The organism is Mesorhizobium sp. M0598 (assembly GCF_040320865.1).
Lineage (GTDB): Bacteria > Pseudomonadota > Alphaproteobacteria > Rhizobiales > Rhizobiaceae > Mesorhizobium.
Genome location: NZ_JAMYQL010000003.1, coordinates 237,749 through 258,230, shown reverse-complemented (window position 1 = coordinate 258,230; position 20,482 = coordinate 237,749). Strand labels below are relative to the sequence as shown.

The window sequence follows — 20,482 nt, the reverse complement described above, 5'->3', positions numbered from 1 at the left end:
CCGTCTCGGGCGTGTCGCTGTCCCCACTTTTGGAAGACCTGCATTAGGCACCGGCAACACAACCGAGACATGACCATGGCCAGTCCGCATACAATTGTCGCCCCAGTGATTGAGACCTCGCGCACGGTCCTGCGGCCGCACCGGCTTGACGATTTCGACGCCTATGTCGCGATGTGGGCCGATCCCGTCGTCACCCGCTTTATCGGCGGCAAGCCGCGCACGCGGGAGGAAAGCTGGATGCGCTTCCTGCGGCATGCCGGCCTGTGGTCGCTTCTGGGCTACGGCTTCTGGGCGATCGAGGAAAAGGCGACCGGCCGCTTCATCGGCGAGGCGGGCTTTCACGATCTGAAACGCGACATGACGCCGTCGATTGAGGGCATTCCGGAGACCGGCTGGGCTCTGGTTTCGGGCGCGCATGGCCACGGGTTGGCCAGCGAAGTCGTCGCACGGGTGCTTGCCTGGGGCGACGAGACGTTCGGCGCCGCGAAGACCGTCTGCATCATCGATCCGGAAAACACCGGATCGCTGAACGTCGCGGCAAAATGTGGTTATGGCGAAGTGCTGCGAACCGTCTACCAAGGCAAACCGACCATCCTGCTGGAGCGGCAGCCCTGACGGACGCTGTCTGGCCTCTGCCTGCCGCGTCGTCCGGCGTCGAGTTCGCCTGCCTGAAGATCGCACAGGCCGATTGTGCCGCATGCGGCGTGTTCTGTCTTTGACAGGAAGACGCAAACTCTGCATGAATTTTATCGAGCGGGTCTGAAGTCAGGCCACGTTTCTGGCAGGCACCGGAGGAGGTGTCGCGATTTGGAGGAATCCCATGCTGAACAGACGCCGATTCTTGATGAGCACCGCGGCAGCAGGTGCTGCCGGACTCGCGCAATCGCATTTTATCCCCGCCTTCGCGCAGGACGCGCCGCAGCTGCAGATTTTCGTGCCAGCGGCGCCAGGCGGCGGCTGGGACCAGACGGCGCGCGCCATGGACCAGGTGCTGCGCAGCGAAAAACTGATTTCCGGCTCGCAGATCACCAATGTCGGCGGCGCCGGCGGTACTGTCGGCCTGCCGCAATTCGTCAACCAGTGGAAGGGCAAGGGCAATGCGCTGATGGTGGCCGGCATGGTCATGGTCGGCGCGATCATCGCCAACAAGGCGGCTAACAACCTTACCGAGGTCACGCCAATCGCCCGCCTTACTGGCGAGTTTGAGGCGCTTGTGGTGCCGGCCGCCTCGCCATTCAAGACTGCGGCCGACTTTGTTGCCGCCCTCAAAGCCGACCCGACGCAGGTTCCGGTCGCCGGCGGTTCGGCCGGCGGCTCGGACCATATATTGTTCGGCCTCATCGCCAAGACCGTTGGTGTTCCGGCTACCAATCTTTCCTATGTGCCGTTCGCCGGCGGCGGCGAGGCGCTTTCGGCGCTGCTCGGCAACCAGGTCGCGGCCGGCATCTCCGGCTATGGCGAGTTCGCCGAACAGGTCAAGGCGGGTGCGCTGCGGCTGCTGGCCATCTCCGCAGATAAACGCCAGGAGGGAATCGATGCGCCGACGATGAAGGAAGCCGGCATCGATGTCGAGCTGTTCAACTGGCGCGGCGTCTTCGCACCGCCCGGCGTCTCGGACGCCGACAAGGCAGCAATGATCAAGCTGATCGAGACCATGGCCAAGAGCGACGCCTGGGCCACCGAATGCAAGAACCGCAACTGGACGCAGATCCTGCTCACCGGTGACGATTATGCGAAATTCGTCGCCGAAGACACGGCCCGCATCGGGACGATCCTCAAGGACCTCGGTCTAGCGTGATGCTCTCGGCAAGGGGTGGCAGCCTGCGCCAACCCTTGCCGACTTTCGCCAGCCGCATGGACATACGCGGCGCCGGAGGTGAAACTACGCCGAGATCGGCCGAGTGAGACCGGTCCAAGGAGAACCGGCCCTCGGGGCTGGCATTGGGAGGACGATGATGAGCACCAGCGACCAGCAGGCGCCGCCGCGCCTTGCAGTGCCCGAACTGCTGATCGGCGTTGGGCTCCTCGCCTGTGCCGGTGCGGTTGCCTGGCAGACGCTGGCAATCCCGGTCTCGCCTCTCTATTCCAAGGTCGGTCCGACCGTCTTTCCCTACATCACCATGACCGGGATGGTGATCCTGTCGCTGCTGCTGATCATTGCCGCCTTGCGGGGCGGATGGCAGCCGGAGGACGAAAAGGAGACGCCGACCGACTGGAAGGCGATGGGCATCGTCGCCCTCGGACTGATCGCCAATCTGGTGCTGATCCAGCCGCTCGGCTTTACCGCTGCATCTGTCATCATGTTCGTTCTCATCTGCCACGGTTTCGGCAGCCGGCGTCCGCTGCGTGACGTGCTGCTCGGGCTGATCCTGGCGCTGGCCGCCTATTTCGGCTTTGCCAGGGCGCTTGGCGTCAATATCGGCGCCGGCTTCATCGAAAACCAGCTGAACGCGATCGTCGATTCGATCGTCGCCATGCTGAGGGGCTGACGCCATGGAAACGCTCGGCCATCTCGCGCACGGATTTTCGGTCGCCTTCTCGCCGATCAATCTCATATGGTGCCTGGTCGGCACCACGCTGGGGACTGCCATCGGCGTGCTGCCCGGCCTCGGGCCGGCACTGACCATCGCGCTGCTGTTGCCGATCACCTACCAGGTGGCACCGGAGGCGTCGTTCATCCTGTTTGCCGGCATCTACTACGGCGCCATGTATGGCGGCTCGACGACATCGATCCTGCTCAACACGCCTGGCGAAAGCGCCACCATCGTCACCGCGCTGGAAGGCAACCGGATGGCCCGCTCCGGCCGTGGCGGTGCGGCGCTGGCGACCTCGGCGATCGGCTCCTTCGTCGCCGGCACGCTGGGCACGATCGGCGTTGCCTTCCTGGCGCCGATCGTCGTCAAATTCGCGCTGGCCTTCGGCCCGGCCGAATATTTCTCGCTGATGGTGCTGGCCTTCATCACGGTTTCGGCGGTGCTCGGCTCGTCGTCGGTGCGCGGCCTGACCAGCCTGTTCGTCGGCTTCGTCGTCGGCATGATTGGCGTCGACCTCCAGACGGGGCAGCCGCGCTTCACCTTCGGCATGAGCGAATTGTTGGACGGCGTCGACGTCATCGTCGTCGCCGTTGGCCTGTTCGCCGTTGGCGAGACGCTTTACATGGCCTCGCGCCGCTATGCCGGCAAGGACGACATCGTGCCGTTGAAAGGGTCGCTCTACATGACCGCGGCTGAATGGTCGCGCTCGTGGAGGCCATGGCTGCGCGGCTCCCTGATCGGCTTCCCGATCGGCGCCATGCCGGCCGGCGGCGCCGAAATCCCGACCTTCCTCTCCTATGCCATCGAGAAGAAACTCTCCAGACACAAGGAGGAGTTCGGCACCGTCGGCGCCATCGAGGGCGTTGCCGGGCCGGAGGCCGCAAACAATGCATCCGCGGCCGGCGTGCTGGTGCCGATGCTGACGCTCGGCCTGCCGACCTCGGCGACGGCCGCGATCATGCTGTCGGCATTCCAGAGCTACGGCATCAATCCCGGGCCGCTGCTGCTGACGACACAGGCCGACCTGGTGTGGGGGCTGATCGCCAGCCTGTTCATCGCCAATGTCATCCTCGTCGTCCTCAACCTGCCGCTGATCGGGCTCTGGGTGCGATTGCTGAAGATCCCGGCCCCGCAACTCTATGCCGGCATCCTGGTGTTCGCCACGGTCGGCACTTACGGCATCTCGCAATCGCCGATCGACCTCGCCATCCTCTATCTGCTCGGTGCCGCCGGCTTTCTGATGCGGCGTTTCGATTTCCCGACCGCGCCCGTCATCATCGGCATGATTCTCGGGCCGCTTGCCGAAACGCAGTTCCGCCGCGCGATGACCATCTCGAATGGCGACTGGACGGTGTTCTACAAGCATCCGCTGTCGCTGACGCTGCTGACGCTGGCCTTCATCGGGCTGGTTGGACCGCATATCTGGGCCTACATCGAGCACAGGCGCATGCGTGGACCGGAGCACGTGCCGGGCGATGCCTGAGCTGTTCGTGACGTCATGACAGACCTGCTTTCCGGCATCCGCGTTCTCGACCTGACCAATGTGCTGGCCGGCCCCTATTGCGCCTACCAGCTGGCGTTGCTCGGGGCCGATGTCATCAAGGTCGAGACGCCGCAAGGCGGTGATCTGGCGCGCCAGCTCGGCGCCTCGCCGGAGCTCAACCGGGCGGGCATGGGCGCTTCGTTCCTGGCGCAGAATGCCGGCAAACGCTCGGTGGCGCTCGATCTCAAGCACGAGGCCGACCGCGAACGCTTCCTCGATCTGGTCGCTTCGGCCGACGCGCTGGTCGAGAATTTCCGCCCCGGCGTAATGGACCGGCTGGGGCTTGGCCACGCCAGGCTGAAGGAGGTCCGGCCAAGCCTTGTCTATTGTGCGATATCGGGCTTCGGCCAGACCGGGCCGATGCGCGACAATCCAGCCTACGACCAGATCATCCAGGGTCTTTCCGGCATTATGAGCATCACCGGTACACCGGAAACGGCGCCGCTGCGTGTCGGCTATCCCGTCGCCGATACGCTTGGCGGGCTGGTCGGAGCCTTCGCCATTACCGCCGCACTGGTCAAGCAGAAGACGACAGGCGAGGGCGCGTTCCTCGACGTGTCGATGCTCGAATGCACGCTTTCTGCGCTCGGCTGGCCGGTGTCGAACTATCTGACGGCTGACGTCGAGCCGCAGCCGATGGGCAATGAAAACATGACGGCCGCACCGTCTGGCGCGTTTCGCACCGGCGACGGCTTGCTCAACATCGCAGCCAACAAGCAGGAGCAGTTCGTCGCGCTCTGCCGATTGATCGGTCGGCCGGAGTTGGCGTCGGATGTCCGCTTTGCCGAGCGCGAAACGCGCAAGCAGAACCGCATTGCATTGAAAGCGCTGATCGAGGATGCCTTGGCGAGCGGCTCGGCCGCCGCCTGGGAGGAGACGTTCAATCGCGCCGGCGTGCCGGCAGGCCGGGTGCTGACAATCCCGCAGGTACTGCAGGAGCGACAGGTGATCGAGCGCGGCATGACGGCGCGCTATCCGGCAGTGTCCGGGATGGACAGGCCGCTGACCGTGGTGCGCGGCGGCTTCATGGTCGATGGCGAGGCACCTTTGCCGAGCAGGCCGCCGCCGGGGCTCGGCGAGCATATGGACGAGGTTTTTGCCGGCCTGCCGCCGCGTGCCAGGAAAAGAGCGAAGGCATGAGCGGAACGCAAAACAAGACTGGTCGCACACGCGGCGAGGAATGGTGGCAGACCGGCATCATCGAGATGCGCCCCGGCGTCATCCGGCTGCGCGGCTATGAAATCCAGGATCTGATCGGCCGCGTCAGCTTTCCGGCAATGATCTGGCTGATGCTGCGCGGCGAACTGCCAAGCGAGGAGCAGGCGGCGCTGCTTGGCATCGCGCTGGGTGCTGCCGTCGACCATGGGCCGCAGGCGCCGTCGATCGCCATCGCCCGTATGGCGATCACCTGCGGCGTCGGCATCAACAGCGCCATGGCATCAGCCGTCAACGTGCTTGGCGATGTGCATGGCGGCGCCGGCGAACAGGCGCTTTCCTTCTACGGAGACATCGCTGCCGAACTGGACGCCGGCATGCCGCTTGCGGACGCCGTGTCGGCGCGGCTCGATCGTTTCCTTGCCGGGGAAAACGGCTATGTGCCCGGGCTCGGCCATCGTTTCCATCCGGTCGACCCGCGGGCGCCCCGCCTCATCGAGCTAACCCACGACTTTGCCGCGCGCGGCATCGTCAGCGGGCGCTTCGCCGACATCGCCGAGGCGATCGAGGCCGAGGTGGCGCGGCGCAAGGGCAAAAAAATCCCCCTCAATATCGACGGCGCCACGGCCGTCATCTACGGCGAGCTCGGCTTTCCGCCGCCGCTGACGCGCGGCCTTTTCGTGCTGTCGCGCTCGGTCGGTATCCTCGCACATGCGTGGGAACAGTCGCAGGAAAGCGACCGCAACAAGGGGCCGCTGCCGCGCGAATGGCTGTGGGCCTATGCCGGCACGCCGGCGCGGCCTCTGCCCGAGGAAGACGATGGCAGTCAGTGAGGCATCGGTTCAAGAGACGGCGGCGGCGGGCGCTGGAATCAATTCCATCCCGACACAGTCGGGACAGGCCTCCATCTTCTATTGAGCGGGATCTTTTCCGAACGCCGGACTCTGCTTTTTGGGATTATGCTCCAGCTCGGCAATCCTGATGTTCCTCACCAGCGCCGAAAGATCCGGCTCGTCGATGAGCAACGCCGCGTCGGCTGGTGCCAGCCATGCCCGCTGCCGCCTCCTGGCTTCCTGCCAGTCGGCAAGTTCCTCGGTTACTTCCAGCAAATAGACGACGACGTCGACACGGACGAAGCGGTTTGCCAGCCGCTTCCAGTAGGAATAGGTGCCGGCCGGTTGTTTCAGTGTCTTGCCGAGAACGCCGGCTTCTTCCTGTGCTTCGATAGTGGCCGCCTTGCGGCCGCTCTTGCCCTTCATCGGCCAGCCCTTCGGCACGATGAAGCGCCTCGTCGTTCGCGATGTGACGAGCATCACCTCGACTCCGCCATGCCCATTCAGCCGAAAGGGGATCGCCGCGACCTGGCGAACCCCGTCGCCCTTCCTTGCCTTGCGTACAACCTTCTTCTTGCTGGCTGCCATTCGATAATCCAGTCGAATCGGTGCCCAGACGGCAAGGGCAGCGTTGCAAACTCGCCCGCTTTCAATGGGGCGCAGGCGGAGCGGTTTCCCCAGTATATAAGTCGGCTAAATAAATGAAAGGGACCGGTCGTCAGCGGCAAGAGCTGACAAAGCCGCTCCCCGACGGCAGCAACTGGCAAGTTGGCCTCATCTGCGGCACCTCCTGCCGTTGCGGTATTGGGATTTGGCGATCCTGGGCACGGTACTGCTGTTGCTGCTGCTGGTACTGCTGCCGACGCAGCCTGTTCTCCAACATCTGCAACTGGTCCTGCTGGATCAACACGTTGCGGTCGGCGGGACTGACGACCTGTGCCGATGCAGCAGGATTTACGCCCGACAGCATCGCCGCAGTCAGCATTGCCGACCCTAAAAACGTCAATAGACGAAGCCGTGACATCCATTCATTCCCGCACAAACCGATCTTCCCTTAATATAGGGCTTTTGTCCGGCGACACCATGGCCGCCGCTGATTTGAAGCGGATTGGAAGGGGCATTTCCGCTTCGGATGCTCGTCCCGTCAATCGACTTCGCGCAGCCGGTATCCGACGCCGGTCTCGGTCGTGATATAGCGGGGCTGGTCGGGCGTCTTCTCAATCTTTAGCCTGAGTTGCCGGACATAGACTCTGAGATATTGAACGTCGGTGGAATCGCCCCAGACCTGCTTCAGCAGGAACTGGTGGGTGAGAACCTTGCCGGCGTGCTGCACCAAGGTGCGAAGAATGTCGTATTCCTTCGGCGAGAGCTTTATCTCCTTGTCCTCGACCTTGACGATGCGCTTCACCAGATCGACGGAGAGGTCGCCGGTCTGGAACACCGGTCTCTCACCCTGCTGCTGGAACTTGTGGCGAAGCGCGACGCGGATGCGTGCGACAAGCTCGTTCATACCGAATGGCTTGGTGACATAATCGTCGGCGCCGAGTTCGAGGGCCGAGACGATGCCGGCCTCGTCGGTTCGGCTGGAAAGAATAACCACGGGAATGTCCAGGCCATCATCCCGCCATTTGCGGAGCAACTCATGCCCGCTCATGCCGGGCAGGCCGAGATCGAGCAGCACAAGGTCCGGCTTTTCCGTCGCGATGAGTTCAATCGCCGCCCTGGCGTTCGGCGCCTCGCTGATCGCATAGCCTTGGCTGCCAAGCCCGACGCGAAGCAGTTTCCGGATCGGCGGTTCGTCGTCCACCACCAATATCCTGACGTCCAGGCTCGTCATGCCAGATCGTCCATATTTTGATGGCCCGTCTCGGGTTCGCCGAGATTGGGCAGTTCCGCCGGCACCAGTTGCATCCTGATGGTGAAAACCGCCCCCGAGCGGTCGGACCTGTTTGCCGCCAAGAGCGTCCCGCCCATCGCTTCGATGAAGCCGCGGCAAATCGACAGGCCGAGCCCCGTGCCGGCACGCACCTGGTCACCCTTGCGCACACGGTAGAAAGTGTCGAAAACGCGCTCTAGATCCGCTGGCGGAATGCCTGGTCCCTCATCCATGATCTGCAGGATGACGAAGCCGTTGTCGGCCCAGGCTTGCAGGCGGATCGTCGAACCTGGCGGCGCGTATTTTGCAGCATTGTCGAGGAGGTTGAACAGCACCTGTTCGAACAGAACGGGGTCGACCCGCAACATCGGCAGATCCGATGGAATGTCGATCTCGGTCTTATGCTCGCCGACGATTTTGCGGGCCCGATACAGAGCTGAACCGACAATGTCGCCGAGATAGTGAAACGCATAGTTCGGCTCCATCGTGCCGGATTCGATCTTGGTCATATCGAGCAGATTGGCGATGAAGCGGTTAAGCCTCTCCGCTTCATCGAGCACGGTCGACAGCAGTTCCGCCCGGTCCTGCTCGGGAAGCGCGGCCTCGAAGTCCCTGAGTGTTCCGGCCGCGCCCATGATGGCGGCAAGCGGCGTTTTCAAATCGTGGGAAATGGAGGTGAGCAAGGCTGAGCGCAGACGGTCTGCCTCGGCCGCAAGCTTGGCCCGGTCAACATCGGCGACGAGCTGGATGCGCTCGATGGCGACCGCCGCCTGGTCGGCGAGCGCATCGAGCAGACGCTGCTGCTCGGGTGTCAGCAGCGGACCTTGCTTGTCGTTGTCGAGGCCGACAACGCCTACCGCCGTGCGTCCGGTCCGCAAGGGCAGATAGAGGCGCTTTGCTCCGGGCAGCGTGTCGGCGCCGCGCCCGGCGGCGCGGTTATGCTCCCAGGCCCAGCGGGCTGCTGCGATGTCGGCCTCGGCCAGCGTGTCGTCGGGTGGGTAGCCGGCTTTGACCGCAATTGTGCCGTTCTCCGGCAGAAGCAGCACCACGCGCAGCTTCAGCATCGAGGCGATCTGGAAGGCAGTCGCCCAGAGAACGTCATCAAGCGTCCCAGCGCCGGCGAGCTTCTTTGAGAAGAGATAAATATCTTCCGTGGCGCGTGCCCGCGAGCGCGCAGCGACCGCCTGACGCTGCACGCGCGCTGTTAGATTGCTGGCAATGACCGCAACAACCAGGAAGACAGCCAGCGCAACGATGCTCTCCGGATCCTCGATCGTCAGCGTGTAGCGTGGTTCCAGGAAGAAATAGTTGAAGGCAATGGCGCTGATGAGGCAGGCATACAAAGCCGGCCAGAGACCGCCGGTCACCGCCGACGTCAGGACCCCAATGAGAAAGATGATCGCCAGATTGCGGACGTCGAGAAACTGGTCGAGAAGGACGGCGAAGGCGAGCGAGCCAACAACATAGGCCGTGGCCATGAGATAGGGCCAGATCTCGAACTGCCACTGCTCGTCCGCCGCCTTGACGGTCCTCGACGTCGCCTCGGCGTTGCGTTCGCTTCCCGAAATGACATGGACGCTGATGTCGCCGGCATTGCGGATGAGATCGTAAGTGAGCGAGCCTTCGATCAATTCCCGCCAGCGCGATCGGGTCGGCCTGCCGATCACGATATGGGTGAAGTTGTTCGCCGTCGCATGCCGAACGATGTCTTGCGCGACGTTCTGACCCGGAATGGTCGTCACCTCGGCACCGAGCTGCTCGGCAAGGCGCAGCTGCGTCGCCAGCCGATCCTTGTCCTCCTCGGGCATGGCAGCTGAACGAGGGGTATCGACATGAAGCGCCGTCCAAGGGGCGCGGAGCCGGTCGGCCAACCTCCGCGCATAACGTACACGGGCCGCCCCGCCCGGACGCGCATCGACGCAGACGAGAACCCTTTCCCCCGCCGCCCAAGGCCCGGGTATCGCGTGGGCCTGCATGTGGGTCAGCAACTGCTCGTCGACCCGCTGGGCAGTGCGGCGGAGCGCCAATTCCCGGAGCGCCGTCAGATTGCCCGGCGAGAAATAGTTCTCGATGGCGCGCTGGGCGGTGCTGGGGATGTAGACCTTGCCTTCCTCAAGCCGCTTGATCAGATCGTCGGGGGTGAGGTCGATGATCTCGATGTCGTCGGCCTGGTCGATTATGGAGTCGGGGACAGTTTCCCGCACCCTGACGCGGGTGATCTGCGCCACGACATCGTTCAGGCTCTCGACGTGCTGGATATTCAGCGTCGTGTAGACATCGATGCCGTGCGTCAGGATTTCCTGGACGTCGAGATAGCGCTTGGGGTGACGGCTGCCGGCGACGTTGGTGTGGGCGAGTTCGTCGACCAGAACTAGCGCCGGGTGCCGGGCGAGGATGGCGTCGAGATTCATCTCCTCAAGGATCCGCCCCTTGTAATCGATCTCAAGGCGAGGAATGACCTCGTAGCCTTCGACGAGCGTCTGGGTTTCCTTGCGGCCGTGCGTCTCGACGATGCCGATCACCACGTCGACCCCGTCGGCCAGCCTGGCGCGGCCCGACATCAGCATCTCGTAGGTCTTGCCGACACCGGGGGCGGCGCCGAGAAATATCCTCAGGCGACCGCGCTCCTCCCGCTCGGCATGCTCGAGCAGCGCGTCGGGAGAGGGCCTGGTTTCGGCGGTGCGGCTGTCGTCTGGCATAAGGGTCAATCATGAACGGCGCCGGCTTCGGTGTCGATCCCGGCGCCGGTCCTTCACTGTTTCATCGCATCGTCCAGCGCAAGGTTGAGGGCCAGCACATTGACCACCGCCTCGCCGATGAACCCCAATTCGCGATCTTCGACATGGCTGTCGACAAGCGATTTGATCCTGGATTCATCGACGCCCCTGGCCTTGGCCACCCTGGCAACCTGAAAATAGGCCGCATCTGGGCTGATATGCGGATCGAGGCCGCTGCCGGACGTGGTGACCAGATTCATCGGTACCGGCTGGCTCGGGTTTTCGACTCTCAGCTTTTCGGCGTCGCTCTTGATCCTGTCGATGAGCTTCGGGTTGGTCGGGCCGAGATTCGAGCCGCCCGAGGCGGCGGCATTGTAGCCGTCGCCGGCAGCCGACGGGCGGCCATGGAAGTAGCGGTCGCTTTCGAAAGCCTGGCCGATCAGCTCGGAACCGACGAGCTTGCCGTCCTTCTCGATCAGGCTGCCATTGGCCTGGCGCGAAAACAGCGCCTGGGCAATGCCGGTCATGCCGATCGGATAGACCAAACCCGTCAGAATGGTGAAGAAGACGATCATGACGATCGCGGGCCTGATTTGATTGAGCATCGACGTGGTTCCTTAGGCGAGACCGAGAGCGGTGATGGCCATGTCGATCATCTTGATGCCGACGAAGGGCACTACGACGCCGCCAAGGCCATAGACAATGAGATTGCGGCTGAGCAGCGCACCGGCGCCGACCGCGCGGTATTTGACGCCCCTCAGCGACAGCGGGATCAGCGCAATGATGATCAGCGCGTTGAAGATGATGGCCGAGAGGATAGCGCTCTGCGGCGTCGCCAGATGCATGACATTGAGCGCTTGCAGCGGCCCGGCGGTCTGGCCCGGGGCGATGTAGAAGACGGCGAATATTGCCGGGATGATGGCAAAATACTTGGCCACGTCGTTGGCGATGGAGAAGGTGGTCAGCGAGCCACGCGTCATCAGCAGCGCCTTGCCGATTTCGACGATCTCGATCAGCTTGGTCGGATCGCTGTCGAGATCGACCATGTTGCCGGCCTCGCGCGCCGCGACCGTGCCGGTGTTCATGGCAACGCCGACATCGGCCTGCGCAAGGGCCGGCGCATCGTTGGTGCCATCGCCGCACATCGCGACCAGTTTGCCTTTGGCCTGCTCGTCGCGGATCAGCTTCAACTTGTCCTCGGGCGTCGCCTGGGCAAGGAAGTCGTCGACGCCGGCTTCCGCCGCGATCGCCGCCGCGGTCATCGGATTATCGCCGGTGATCATCACCGTGCGGATGCCCATGCGGCGCAATTCGGCAAAGCGTTCTGCGATGCCGCCCTTGACGATGTCCTTCAGATGGACGACGCCGAGCAGGCGCCCGTCGCGCTCGACCGCGAGTGGAGTGCCACCCGATTTGGCGATCTCGTCGGCGATCGCCTGGAGGTCGCGGACGGTGTCGCTGCCGGGGCGCGTACTGCCTGTGGCAACGGTCGAGAGGTTGACGTGGGCAAGTACCGCATCGACTGCGCCCTTGCGGACCGAGGAGCCTTCCAGATCGACACCGCTCATGCGGGTTTGCGCGGTGAAGGGCACGAAAGTCGCGTGCAGGCTTGCCATGTCGCGGGCGCGGATGGCGTATTTTTCCTTCGCCAGGACGACGATCGAGCGGCCTTCCGGCGTTTCGTCGGCAAGCGAGGCAAGCTGAGCCGCGTCGGCCAGTTCCTGTTCGGTGACGCCCTTGACCGGTCGAAATGCCGTCGCCTGACGGTTGCCCAGCGTGATGGTTCCGGTCTTGTCGAGCAGCAGCGTGTCGACATCGCCGGCCGCCTCGACGGCGCGGCCCGACATGGCGAGCACGTTGAAGCGCACCAGGCGGTCCATGCCGGCAATGCCGATAGCCGACAGCAGGGCGCCAATTGTGGTCGGGATCAGGGTAACGAACAGGGCGACCAGCACGGTCACCGAGATATAGCCGCCCGAATACGAGGCGAAGCTCGGGATCGTCGCCGTCGCCAGTACGAAGATCAGCGTCATGCCGACGAGCAGGATGTTGAGCGCGATCTCGTTGGGTGTCTTCTGGCGCTCGGCGCCCTCGACCAGCGAGATCATGCGGTCGAGGAACGTATGACCGGCAGCCGCAGTGATGCGCACGCGGATCCAGTCGGACAAGACCTGCGTGCCGCCGGTCACCGCCGAACGATCGCCTCCGGATTCGCGGATGACCGGTGCGGATTCGCCGGTGATGGCCGCCTCGTTGACCGACGCCACGCCTTCGACCACCTCGCCGTCCGAGGGGATGATGTCGCCGGCTTCGACAAGCACGATGTCGCCGACCTTCAGGCTGGTGCCGGGCACCAGTTTGAACTTGCTGCGGTCGCCACCGTTCAACAGCTTGGCCTGTGTCTCGGTTCGCGCCCGACGCAGCGAGTCAGCTTGCGCCTTGCCGCGGCCTTCGGCCACCGCTTCGGCGAAATTGGCGAAGAGCACGGTGAACCACAGCCAGATGATGATCTGCAGCGTGAAGCCAAGATCGCCGCCGCTGGTAACGAGATCCTTGACGAACAGCACGGTGGTGAGCGCCGAGACGACGGCGACGACAAACATCACCGGGTTTCGCATCAAGGTGCGCGGGTTCAGTTTTCTGAAGGAACCGCCGATAGCGGGCCACAGAATGCGGGTATCCATGATGCTCACGGATTTCGACGGGCTCATTTGGTAGCTCCAGTGTCGATGTTGTTGACCGGTCGATCGTGTGCCGAACGAAGGTGCGGCGGCCCGTAAGCCAGCAGCCAGATCATGATCAAGGCTGCCGCAATAGCGAGGAATGTGGACAGCGTCGGGAAAGGAGGGGGCGTTTTCTCCCCCTCCGGCTCGGGGCGATGCCGGACCTTTCGAGGTATGATCTTGAACCAGGGCATCGCCGTTTCAGAATGTCTGACCGTTGATCATCGCCAGGTGCTCGACGATCGGTCCGACCGCCAGGGCCGGGAAGAAGGTCAGGCCGCCGACGATCAGGATGACACCGGCCAGCAGCCCGACGAACAGCGGACCGTCGGTCGGGAAGGTGCCGGCGGAGGCAGGGACGGTCTTCTTCGCAACCAGCGAGCCAGCAATCGCCAACGCCGGAATAATGACCAGGAACCGGCCCATCAGCATGCCGATGCCGAGCGTTACGTTGTACCAGGGCGTGTTGCCGCTGAGGCCGCCAAAGGCGGAGCCATTGTTCGCCGCGGCCGAGGTGTAGGCATAGAGAACCTCGGAGAAGCCGTGCGGGCCGGCATTGGCGATGGAAGCAACGCCGGTCGGCAGCACCACCGCGATAGCGGTGAAGATCAGCATTGCAAGCGGCAGGCAGAGCACGGCCAGCATAGCCATCTTGACCTCCTTGGCCTCGATCTTCTTGCCGAGATATTCGGGCGTGCGTCCGACCATCAGCCCGGCGACGAAAACGGCAATGACGATGAACATCAGGATACCGTAGAAGCCGGCGCCGACGCCGCCGACAATGACCTCGCCGAGTTGCATGTTGATGATGGGGATCATGCCGCCGAGTGCGGTGAAGCTGTCATGCATGGCGTTGACCGCGCCGCAGGATGCGGCCGTGGTGATGACGGCAAACAGTGCCGACAGGGCGATGCCGAAGCGGCTCTCCTTGCCCTCCATGTTGCCGCCGTCGACGCCCAGCGCATGGACGAGCGGATTGCCGGCGGCTTCCGCCCAGTAGCAGACGGCAACGCCGGCGATGAACAGCACGCCCATAGCCGACAGAATTGCCCAGCCCTGGCGCTGGTTGCCTACCATGCGGCCGAAGACATTGGTCAACGCCGCGCCGAGGGCGAAGATCGTCACCATCTGGATCAGGTTGGAGATTGCATCGGGATTTTCGAAGGGATGCGCTGCATTGGCGTTGAAGAAACCGCCGCCATTGGTGCCGAGCATCTTGATGGCAACCTGGGAAGCGACCGGCCCGACCGCGATAGTCTGTTGCGCGCCTTCGAGCGTCGTCGCGTTGACGTAGGCAGCGAGCGTCTGCGGCATGCCGAGATAGACATAGACCAGAGTCAACACGATGCAAAAGGGCAAAAGCAGGTAGAGCGTGCCGCGGGTCATATCGACCCAGAAATTGCCGATCGATTTGCCTGAGGCTCTAGCAAAGCCGCGGATCAATGCGACCGCAATGGCGACGCCAGTCGCCGCCGACAGAAAATTCTGCACGGTCAAGCCGCTCATCTGCACGAGATAGGACATCGTGCTTTCGCCGCCGTAGTTCTGCCAGTTGGTGTTGGTCATGAAGCTGGCGGCGGTGTTGAAGGCCAGCCCAGGTTCGACTGCGGTCATGCCGGCCGGATTGTAGGGCAGGCCGCCTTGCAGCCGTTGCAGCGAATAGAGCACCAGGAAGCCGGCCAGGTTAAAGAACAGCAGGGCCGCCGCATAGGAGGTCCAGTGCTGCTCCTCGCGCTCGCTGGTCCCTGATATGCGGTAGAGCCCGCGCTCGAGCGGGGCCAGAATTGACGACAGGAATGTGCGCTCGCCGCTGAAAACGCGATGCATGTGGCCGCCGAGCGGCTTGGTCAGCAGAACGACGATCCCGCAATAGACGAGGATCTGCAGCCATCCGTTGATTGTCATGGGGTTGGCTCCTTGCCAGCGGAGATCAGAAGCGTTCCGGGCGAACGAGGGCGTATGTCAGGTAGGCGAGAAGAAACAAGGTCACGGCGCCGCCGAGGATATAGTCGAAAAGCATGTTACGATCCCCTAAACTTACAGCTTGTCGCAGGCTTTTATATAGCCGAAGCATAGAGCAAAGAACGCGATTCCAATCGCGACAACAACTATGTCCACCGCGCATTTTCCTTATGTTGTTTGTTTACTTAACAAAGTATCCAAACCCGTCGCCGCATCATATCGGCGGCTGGATACACCGCTCCTGTGAGTATGGATCAAAGTGCCATAAAGGTTCGAGACGGGACGCGGAGCAAAGAAATCAAAATCCCATAAGGATTTCGCCGCCTCGGCGCTGGCCACAGCTTCAGGAGGGAGGTGCACACCGGCGCGCGAAGCTGCCGGGGCTCAGTCCGCGCGGGTGTAGATCACCGCGTAGTCGTCCGCATAGGCCCGCTTCCAGCCCAGTTCGTCGAAGAACGGAATGCGGCTGTCTTCGGCGGCCAACAATGCCCAGCCTATCGTATATTTGTCGAGTTGGGCTTTCAGGATCGGCTTGCCCCGGCTGTGCCCCGTCTGCTCATCCGTTTCCGTAAAGCCATTCAGGAAGAGCTGATCCGCCCGGCCGTCGATAAACGTCTTGACGCCGTGGAAAATCAGCGTGCCGCCGAAATCGTAGGAGTTCAGCAGATTGCCCGACAGATTATGGGTTTGGGCAAAGGCCAGTGCGTCCCTCGCCGAGGTCTTCTGGCTCGGCGCGACCGGATAGGTCGTGAAGGCGGCAGCCGCCAAAACCAGCAAAACGGCAAGTCCAGCACAAATCCTGGAAAATTGCCGTGCGAAAAATTGTTCAAGTCCGTCACGCTTTTCCGTCGCCCATTTCTCGGCTGAAAGCGCTGGATATTGTTGCGCGACCTCGACGGCAAGGACCACCGGCACGAGAAGAAAGAACAGGTACATGAACCGTATGTGGGTGAGATAGACGTGCAACGTGAAGACAAGGAACAGCGCCTTGGCCCAGCCAATGCGCAATCTCGACACGAGCAGCCCGAAAAACGCCACCAGCAGGGCCACCTCCTGGAGGGTGTGCCGCGAGGCGTCGAAGGGTTGCCACTCCGCAATGTAAGGCACCGCCTCATTGCCATAGGCCACGGTGAATGTGGCGAGTATGGCCTTGACGCCATAGGGATTGAGCAGGCTGACCAGCGGGCAAAGCAGCCCGAAAACGATCCACTTGGCCAGCAGCCGAGGGTTCGACAAGCGTGTGCGCATGACGAGATCGAGGCCGGCGAAGGCGGCGATGACGAAACCGAAGGTGAAGGTGGCATGGAGATTGGCCCACAGGCAAAGCAGCGCCAGCAGCCATAAGGGCGGTGCTTTCTCGTTGCGTGCGGCCTGGAAAAGACCGGCGGTCCAGACGACGATGATGGGCAAGGTAAAGATGTGGGGTCGGGCGACATAGATTGGCCCGATCACGAGCGCGAGCACCAGCGTCAGTCCTATCGCCAGCGTCGGCTTCAACCACGCGCTGAGATACCACGACGTCAAGAAGGCCGTAAGCGCGATTACCGCAGTCGCCAGCAGCACCACGCCGTTCCAACCGCCGGCTTCATAGGCAATTGCAAGGAGAACCTGGCTAAGCCATTCCTTGGCGATCCATGGCTGGCCGGCAAAAGTGTAGGAGTAAATGTCGATGGTCGGGAATGTGCGGCTTGCCAGCATATCAATGCCGACCTTAATGTGCCACCAGCTATCGGGATCCTGCAGGAGGGAGGTGGCAAAGGCGAGGAGCGCCGCCGCCATCACAACCGCGGCCAACAGGCAAAACACCAGCCTCACATGCTGCATGTCATCTATTGACGGCCTCGCCTCACCAGACATCCCGCGCATATGGCATCCCTGAGCCGCGATAGCGGAAGGCATAGGCCGAATTTGTTAGAAAACCGATAAGCCGCAGGATTGCGGCCCCTATGCCGCGCGTCCAACCGGCTGGGCGCGTTCAGCAGCGATTGTCAAGTTGCGGGTGACGCACAAAGACCTTCGGCGGCTCAGCCCTCGGCCTTGAAGTTCTTGGCTTCCTTCTCGACCTTCGGGCTGTCCTTGCCGTGCTTGCGCATCAGATCCTTCGCCTGCTTCGGCGAAACGTCGGTGGTTTCAGCCAGGTGCAGAGCCTTCTTTTCGTCCGCATCGCGCGTCTTGCGGTCGGCCATTGCGGTTTTCTTGTCAGCCATTACAACGCTCTTATGCTCTCGGCGATTTCGTTCAGCACCTTGCGGTCGGTGCCGTGGCGCTTGATCAGCGTGCGGGCCTGATCCGGGGTAATGCCCGCTTCCTCGGCGAAATGATGTACCTCATAATCTTCGCCGCCCACCACTCGTGAGCGGTCGCGACTATCGGTCTTGGTTTTGTCGTCGGCCATGGCAGCTCTCCTCATCTCGACGAGAGCATAACGGGCAAGATTTCAGCGAGTTCCTTCGAGCGTGTCGCCCAATTGCCTGCCCTCGGGCATGACCCGGTATGCGCGGCGATTTTGCTCAAAACAAGGGCTTGGTGTCAGGCCGGCCTTCGCGCACAAAAAGGCTGGCCTCTTTGGCGGCCGCGGTGAATGCCCGTCGAGCGCTGCCAACCGCCCGCCGCTGCTCCAGGGCGTCCATCATTGCTTGCAAGGCCGAGCGGTATTTCGGCCCGCGCTTTTCGTTCGGCCACTTTTCGACCAGCAGTGATGCGGCCTCGACCGCCCGCGTCACCGTCAGGATGCGTCCGTTCCGCCCAGTTTCGATTGTCACGGGAACGTCGAATTGTTCATCACGCATGGCACCATTCCACAACTCAAGCGAGATAAGTTTTGCGGACTGAACGGTGCAGCCTGGTATTCGTTCCGGATTGCTAACGGGAGCGATGGTCGAACACGACCCCCATGGTCCTACCAACGGCCGTCATGACGATAAGCTCGACCAGATCGTCGTCACTGTCGCCGCAGGCTGGGGCCGTCCGGCGAAGGATGTCCAGCATCGCCCTCGTCGATATGGTGTCGCCGGCGCCGAATCTTGAAAGCGCAGATGAAACAAGCTCTTGGGCCGTCAAGTCGGCGACAGTCACCCTCTGCACCACGTTCATTGGCTTCCTCCCACCATGAACCCTCGCCCGGGAGAATGATACGCCGAACGTCGCGTTTCGCCAGCAAAATGGTGGTCCTACCAGCGTGCGGACGGCGACCGAAAATCATCGGTTTTGAGTGAGACAAGCCGGGCGAGGCGGCAGCGCTTTTGTGCCATGCGACTTCGCCACAGACCCAATCCCGGCGGCCGGGATGGGTCCCAATTTATTTACTTTGCAGTTTGATGGCTTGGCAGTCTGGTTTGCTCGGTTGCGGCTGAAGTCAGCGCAGCAATACCGCGGTGCGGACAGGACTAGATCGGTTCGTCGTTTCACGGAAACGCCGAACCGGTCTGTCTTTTTTGTTTGACGCAATTCCCGACGGAAAACCGTTCACACGTTTTCCTGGAATTGCTTGTCTTGTGACTCTAGGCGGCCAGGTCGCTCGGAAGCTTGCCGCCATTCTCGGCCAGCTTTTTCATCAGTGCGTCGTGCAGCCACAGATTCATCGTTACAGTGTCGTTCATATCGCCGGTGTAGTTCAGCTCGTGGGCAAGCTCCTTGCGGGCGCCGAGGCTGCTGTCGATATTCAGAGCCTTCATCAGGTCGACGATCGAATTCTTCCAGTTGAGTTTCTGCCCCTTCGCGGCCACCGCCTTGTCGAGAATGGCAGCGATGTCCGGGGCAGAGGACGGCGCGGCTGGCGCGGTCGAGGCCGGGGTTGCAGCCGGGGCGGATCGGGTAGGCGCCGTCGGCTGGGTGGCCGTGCTCGAAGCAGGCGCGGGAGACGGTTGCGCCGGCGGCGCTTCGGCCGCAACCGCGTTTCCGAAAATCGCACCTTTGATACTGTCGAAAATGCCCATTGCTATCTCCTGTGTGCCTTGACGGTCGGTGAGGCGACCGGTGCCGAATGCCGCATTGAGCGCCCTGGTTGTACGGGACCACGAACATGGCTGAAGGGCAACTCCGAACTGGCCGAAAGGTAAAGGCTTGGTTGCGCTGAAAAATCGGCCGATACGGCAACAGTTCGGGCCGTATACAGCTCGAGAGACCGTCAAGTGCAATGGATGACGGCCGAATTGAGGGCTCTCGGCACGCATCGGGCTAAATTAGAAGTTGCAAATAGATATGCGGATGCCGAGCGATTCCATACCAGTAAAATCAGTGTCGGTGGCTAATGGAGGCATTGGAGCGGTACGAGGAGGGAGACGCTCTTGATGATGAAAGTAGAAAGATCGTCTAGGTTTCGTATTCGCATCGTTGAGAGGAGCGAACCATGATCCTAGTTGTCGGAGCTGAGATGAGCGCGCGCGCGGCCGGCAACCGGTTCGGCGTCGTTACGCGCCTGCGTCACGGGCGGACCGGCTGATGGCGCCCGTCAAGGTCGACCCCGCCAAGGTGCGCGAGTTCAGGGATGCCGAAAGCTTCCATGCCTGGCTTGGCGAGCATCACGACAGCGAGGACGAAGTCTGGATCAAGATCCATAAGCTCGATTCGGGGCTGCCGTCGATCACTCCGAAGCAAGCCATCGACGTGGCGTTGTGCTGGGGCTGGATCGATGCGGTGCGCAAGGCCTTGGACGGCAAAAGCTACCTGCAGCGCTACACCCCGCGCGGCAAGAAGAGCACCTGGAGCCAGATCAATGTCGACAATGTCGCCCGGCTGATCGAGGAGGGCCGGATGACCGAGCACGGGCTGAGGCAGGTCGATGCGGCCAAGGCCGACGGCCGCTGGGCGCGCGCCTACAAGAGCGGCAAGGAGATGAAGATCCCCGACGACCTCCAGGCGGCAATAGACGCCGAGCCCACGGCGAAAGAGATGCTGGCAAAGCTCAGCGGCCAAAACCGCTTCGCACTCGCCTTCCGCATCCACAACATGAAAACCGAAGCCGGACGCAAGAAGAAGATCGCGGCGTTCGTGGAGATGCTGAAGCGCGGCGAGACGATCTATCCGCAGGGCAGAAAGTAACATCTGACGAGGCGTGCCGGCGCTGCGTCTTGTGCTTGTCCCGGTCGGCGAGCCTCGAATGCGGCCGGATCACTGCTCAGGCCCACCTTCGATCCAGGC

At 62.5% G+C, this 20,482-nt stretch carries 21 protein-coding genes; 7 read left to right on the top strand and 14 right to left on the bottom strand.

All coding sequences use genetic code 11. The features are described from left to right. Nucleotides 1-75: 75 nt before the first annotated feature. The 6 genes from NKI59_RS06195 (at nt 76) to NKI59_RS06170 (ending at nt 6,065) form a co-directional block, all read left to right on the top strand. A complete protein-coding gene (locus tag NKI59_RS06195; RefSeq protein ID WP_352616458.1) occupies nt 76-615 on the top strand; it encodes a GNAT family N-acetyltransferase in 540 nt (179 codons plus the stop codon). Nucleotides 616-820: 205 nt separating this feature from the next. Next, nucleotides 821-1,798, top strand: a complete 978-nt coding sequence (locus tag NKI59_RS06190; protein WP_352576226.1) for a Bug family tripartite tricarboxylate transporter substrate binding protein — start codon at nt 821-823, stop codon at nt 1,796-1,798. A gap of 157 nt (nt 1,799-1,955) precedes the next feature. Beyond that, nucleotides 1,956-2,489: a tripartite tricarboxylate transporter TctB family protein gene (locus NKI59_RS06185; protein WP_352703009.1), complete on the top strand. Its 534-nt coding sequence runs from the start codon at nt 1,956-1,958 to the stop codon at nt 2,487-2,489. A 4-nt stretch (nt 2,490-2,493) separates the two neighbouring features. Next, nucleotides 2,494-4,017: a tripartite tricarboxylate transporter permease gene (locus tag NKI59_RS06180; RefSeq protein WP_352703007.1), complete on the top strand. Its 1,524-nt coding sequence runs from the start codon at nt 2,494-2,496 to the stop codon at nt 4,015-4,017. A gap of 15 nt (nt 4,018-4,032) precedes the next feature. Continuing rightward, nucleotides 4,033-5,217, top strand: a complete 1,185-nt coding sequence (locus NKI59_RS06175; RefSeq protein WP_352703004.1) for a CaiB/BaiF CoA transferase family protein — start codon at nt 4,033-4,035, stop codon at nt 5,215-5,217. Then, nucleotides 5,214-6,065: a citryl-CoA lyase gene (locus tag NKI59_RS06170; protein ID WP_352703002.1), complete on the top strand. Its 852-nt coding sequence runs from the start codon at nt 5,214-5,216 to the stop codon at nt 6,063-6,065. Before NKI59_RS06175 ends, NKI59_RS06170 begins: the two co-directional genes overlap by 4 nt. A gap of 78 nt (nt 6,066-6,143) precedes the next feature. Here the strand turns inward: NKI59_RS06170 and NKI59_RS06165 are convergent, their stop codons facing one another. The 14 genes from NKI59_RS06165 to NKI59_RS06100 all read right to left on the bottom strand — a co-directional run bounded on the left by NKI59_RS06165 (nt 6,144) and on the right by NKI59_RS06100 (nt 19,278). Then, nucleotides 6,144-6,653 carry an NUDIX hydrolase gene (locus NKI59_RS06165; protein ID WP_352703000.1) on the bottom strand — a complete coding sequence of 170 codons (510 nt, stop codon included), beginning with the start codon at nt 6,651-6,653 and terminating at the stop codon, nt 6,144-6,146. 130 nt (nt 6,654-6,783) lie between these two features. Beyond that, entirely contained in the window at nt 6,784-7,089 is a 306-nt protein-coding gene (locus tag NKI59_RS06160) for a hypothetical protein (RefSeq protein WP_352702998.1), read from the bottom strand. A gap of 120 nt (nt 7,090-7,209) precedes the next feature. Further along, a complete protein-coding gene (locus NKI59_RS06155) occupies nt 7,210-7,902 on the bottom strand; it encodes a response regulator transcription factor (RefSeq protein WP_352448298.1) in 693 nt (230 codons plus the stop codon). Beyond that, a complete protein-coding gene (locus NKI59_RS06150) occupies nt 7,899-10,640 on the bottom strand; it encodes a DUF4118 domain-containing protein (RefSeq protein WP_352702995.1) in 2,742 nt (913 codons plus the stop codon). The genes NKI59_RS06155 and NKI59_RS06150 overlap by 4 nt, the downstream gene beginning before the upstream one ends. Nucleotides 10,641-10,693: 53 nt before the next feature. Beyond that, nucleotides 10,694-11,263: a potassium-transporting ATPase subunit KdpC gene (gene kdpC, locus NKI59_RS06145; RefSeq protein WP_352702993.1), complete on the bottom strand. Its 570-nt coding sequence runs from the start codon at nt 11,261-11,263 to the stop codon at nt 10,694-10,696. A gap of 12 nt (nt 11,264-11,275) precedes the next feature. Further along, nucleotides 11,276-13,369 (bottom strand): potassium-transporting ATPase subunit KdpB, encoded by a 2,094-nt coding sequence (gene kdpB / locus NKI59_RS06140; protein ID WP_352465925.1) that lies wholly within the window; start codon nt 13,367-13,369, stop codon nt 11,276-11,278. A gap of 213 nt (nt 13,370-13,582) precedes the next feature. Then, on the bottom strand, nt 13,583-15,286 hold the full coding sequence (kdpA, locus tag NKI59_RS06135) for a potassium-transporting ATPase subunit KdpA (protein ID WP_352702991.1): 1,704 nt from the start codon (nt 15,284-15,286) through the stop codon (nt 13,583-13,585). A gap of 25 nt (nt 15,287-15,311) precedes the next feature. After that, a complete protein-coding gene (locus tag NKI59_RS06130) occupies nt 15,312-15,401 on the bottom strand; it encodes a K(+)-transporting ATPase subunit F (protein WP_023675300.1) in 90 nt (29 codons plus the stop codon). A 326-nt stretch (nt 15,402-15,727) separates the two neighbouring features. Next, on the bottom strand, nt 15,728-17,209 hold the full coding sequence (locus NKI59_RS06125; protein WP_352702989.1) for a hypothetical protein: 1,482 nt from the start codon (nt 17,207-17,209) through the stop codon (nt 15,728-15,730). A 158-nt stretch (nt 17,210-17,367) separates the two neighbouring features. Then, on the bottom strand, nt 17,368-17,550 hold the full coding sequence (locus NKI59_RS06120) for a hypothetical protein (protein ID WP_352448292.1): 183 nt from the start codon (nt 17,548-17,550) through the stop codon (nt 17,368-17,370). Further along, nucleotides 17,550-17,738: a DUF3606 domain-containing protein gene (locus NKI59_RS06115; RefSeq protein ID WP_352702986.1), complete on the bottom strand. Its 189-nt coding sequence runs from the start codon at nt 17,736-17,738 to the stop codon at nt 17,550-17,552. Before NKI59_RS06115 ends, NKI59_RS06120 begins: the two co-directional genes overlap by 1 nt. 115 nt (nt 17,739-17,853) lie before the next feature. Then, nucleotides 17,854-18,132 carry a DUF982 domain-containing protein gene (locus tag NKI59_RS06110; RefSeq protein ID WP_352702984.1) on the bottom strand — a complete coding sequence of 93 codons (279 nt, stop codon included), beginning with the start codon at nt 18,130-18,132 and terminating at the stop codon, nt 17,854-17,856. Between the two features lie 73 nt (nt 18,133-18,205). Continuing rightward, on the bottom strand, nt 18,206-18,436 hold the full coding sequence (locus NKI59_RS06105; protein ID WP_352702982.1) for a hypothetical protein: 231 nt from the start codon (nt 18,434-18,436) through the stop codon (nt 18,206-18,208). 407 nt (nt 18,437-18,843) lie between these two features. Then, complete coding sequence (locus NKI59_RS06100; RefSeq protein ID WP_352702980.1) at nt 18,844-19,278, bottom strand: DUF3597 domain-containing protein; 435 nt, start codon at nt 19,276-19,278, stop codon at nt 18,844-18,846. A gap of 505 nt (nt 19,279-19,783) precedes the next feature. Between NKI59_RS06100 and NKI59_RS06095 the strand changes: the two genes are divergently transcribed. Beyond that, nucleotides 19,784-20,383: a YdeI/OmpD-associated family protein gene (locus NKI59_RS06095; protein ID WP_352620298.1), complete on the top strand. Its 600-nt coding sequence runs from the start codon at nt 19,784-19,786 to the stop codon at nt 20,381-20,383. Nucleotides 20,384-20,482 lie beyond the last annotated feature (99 nt).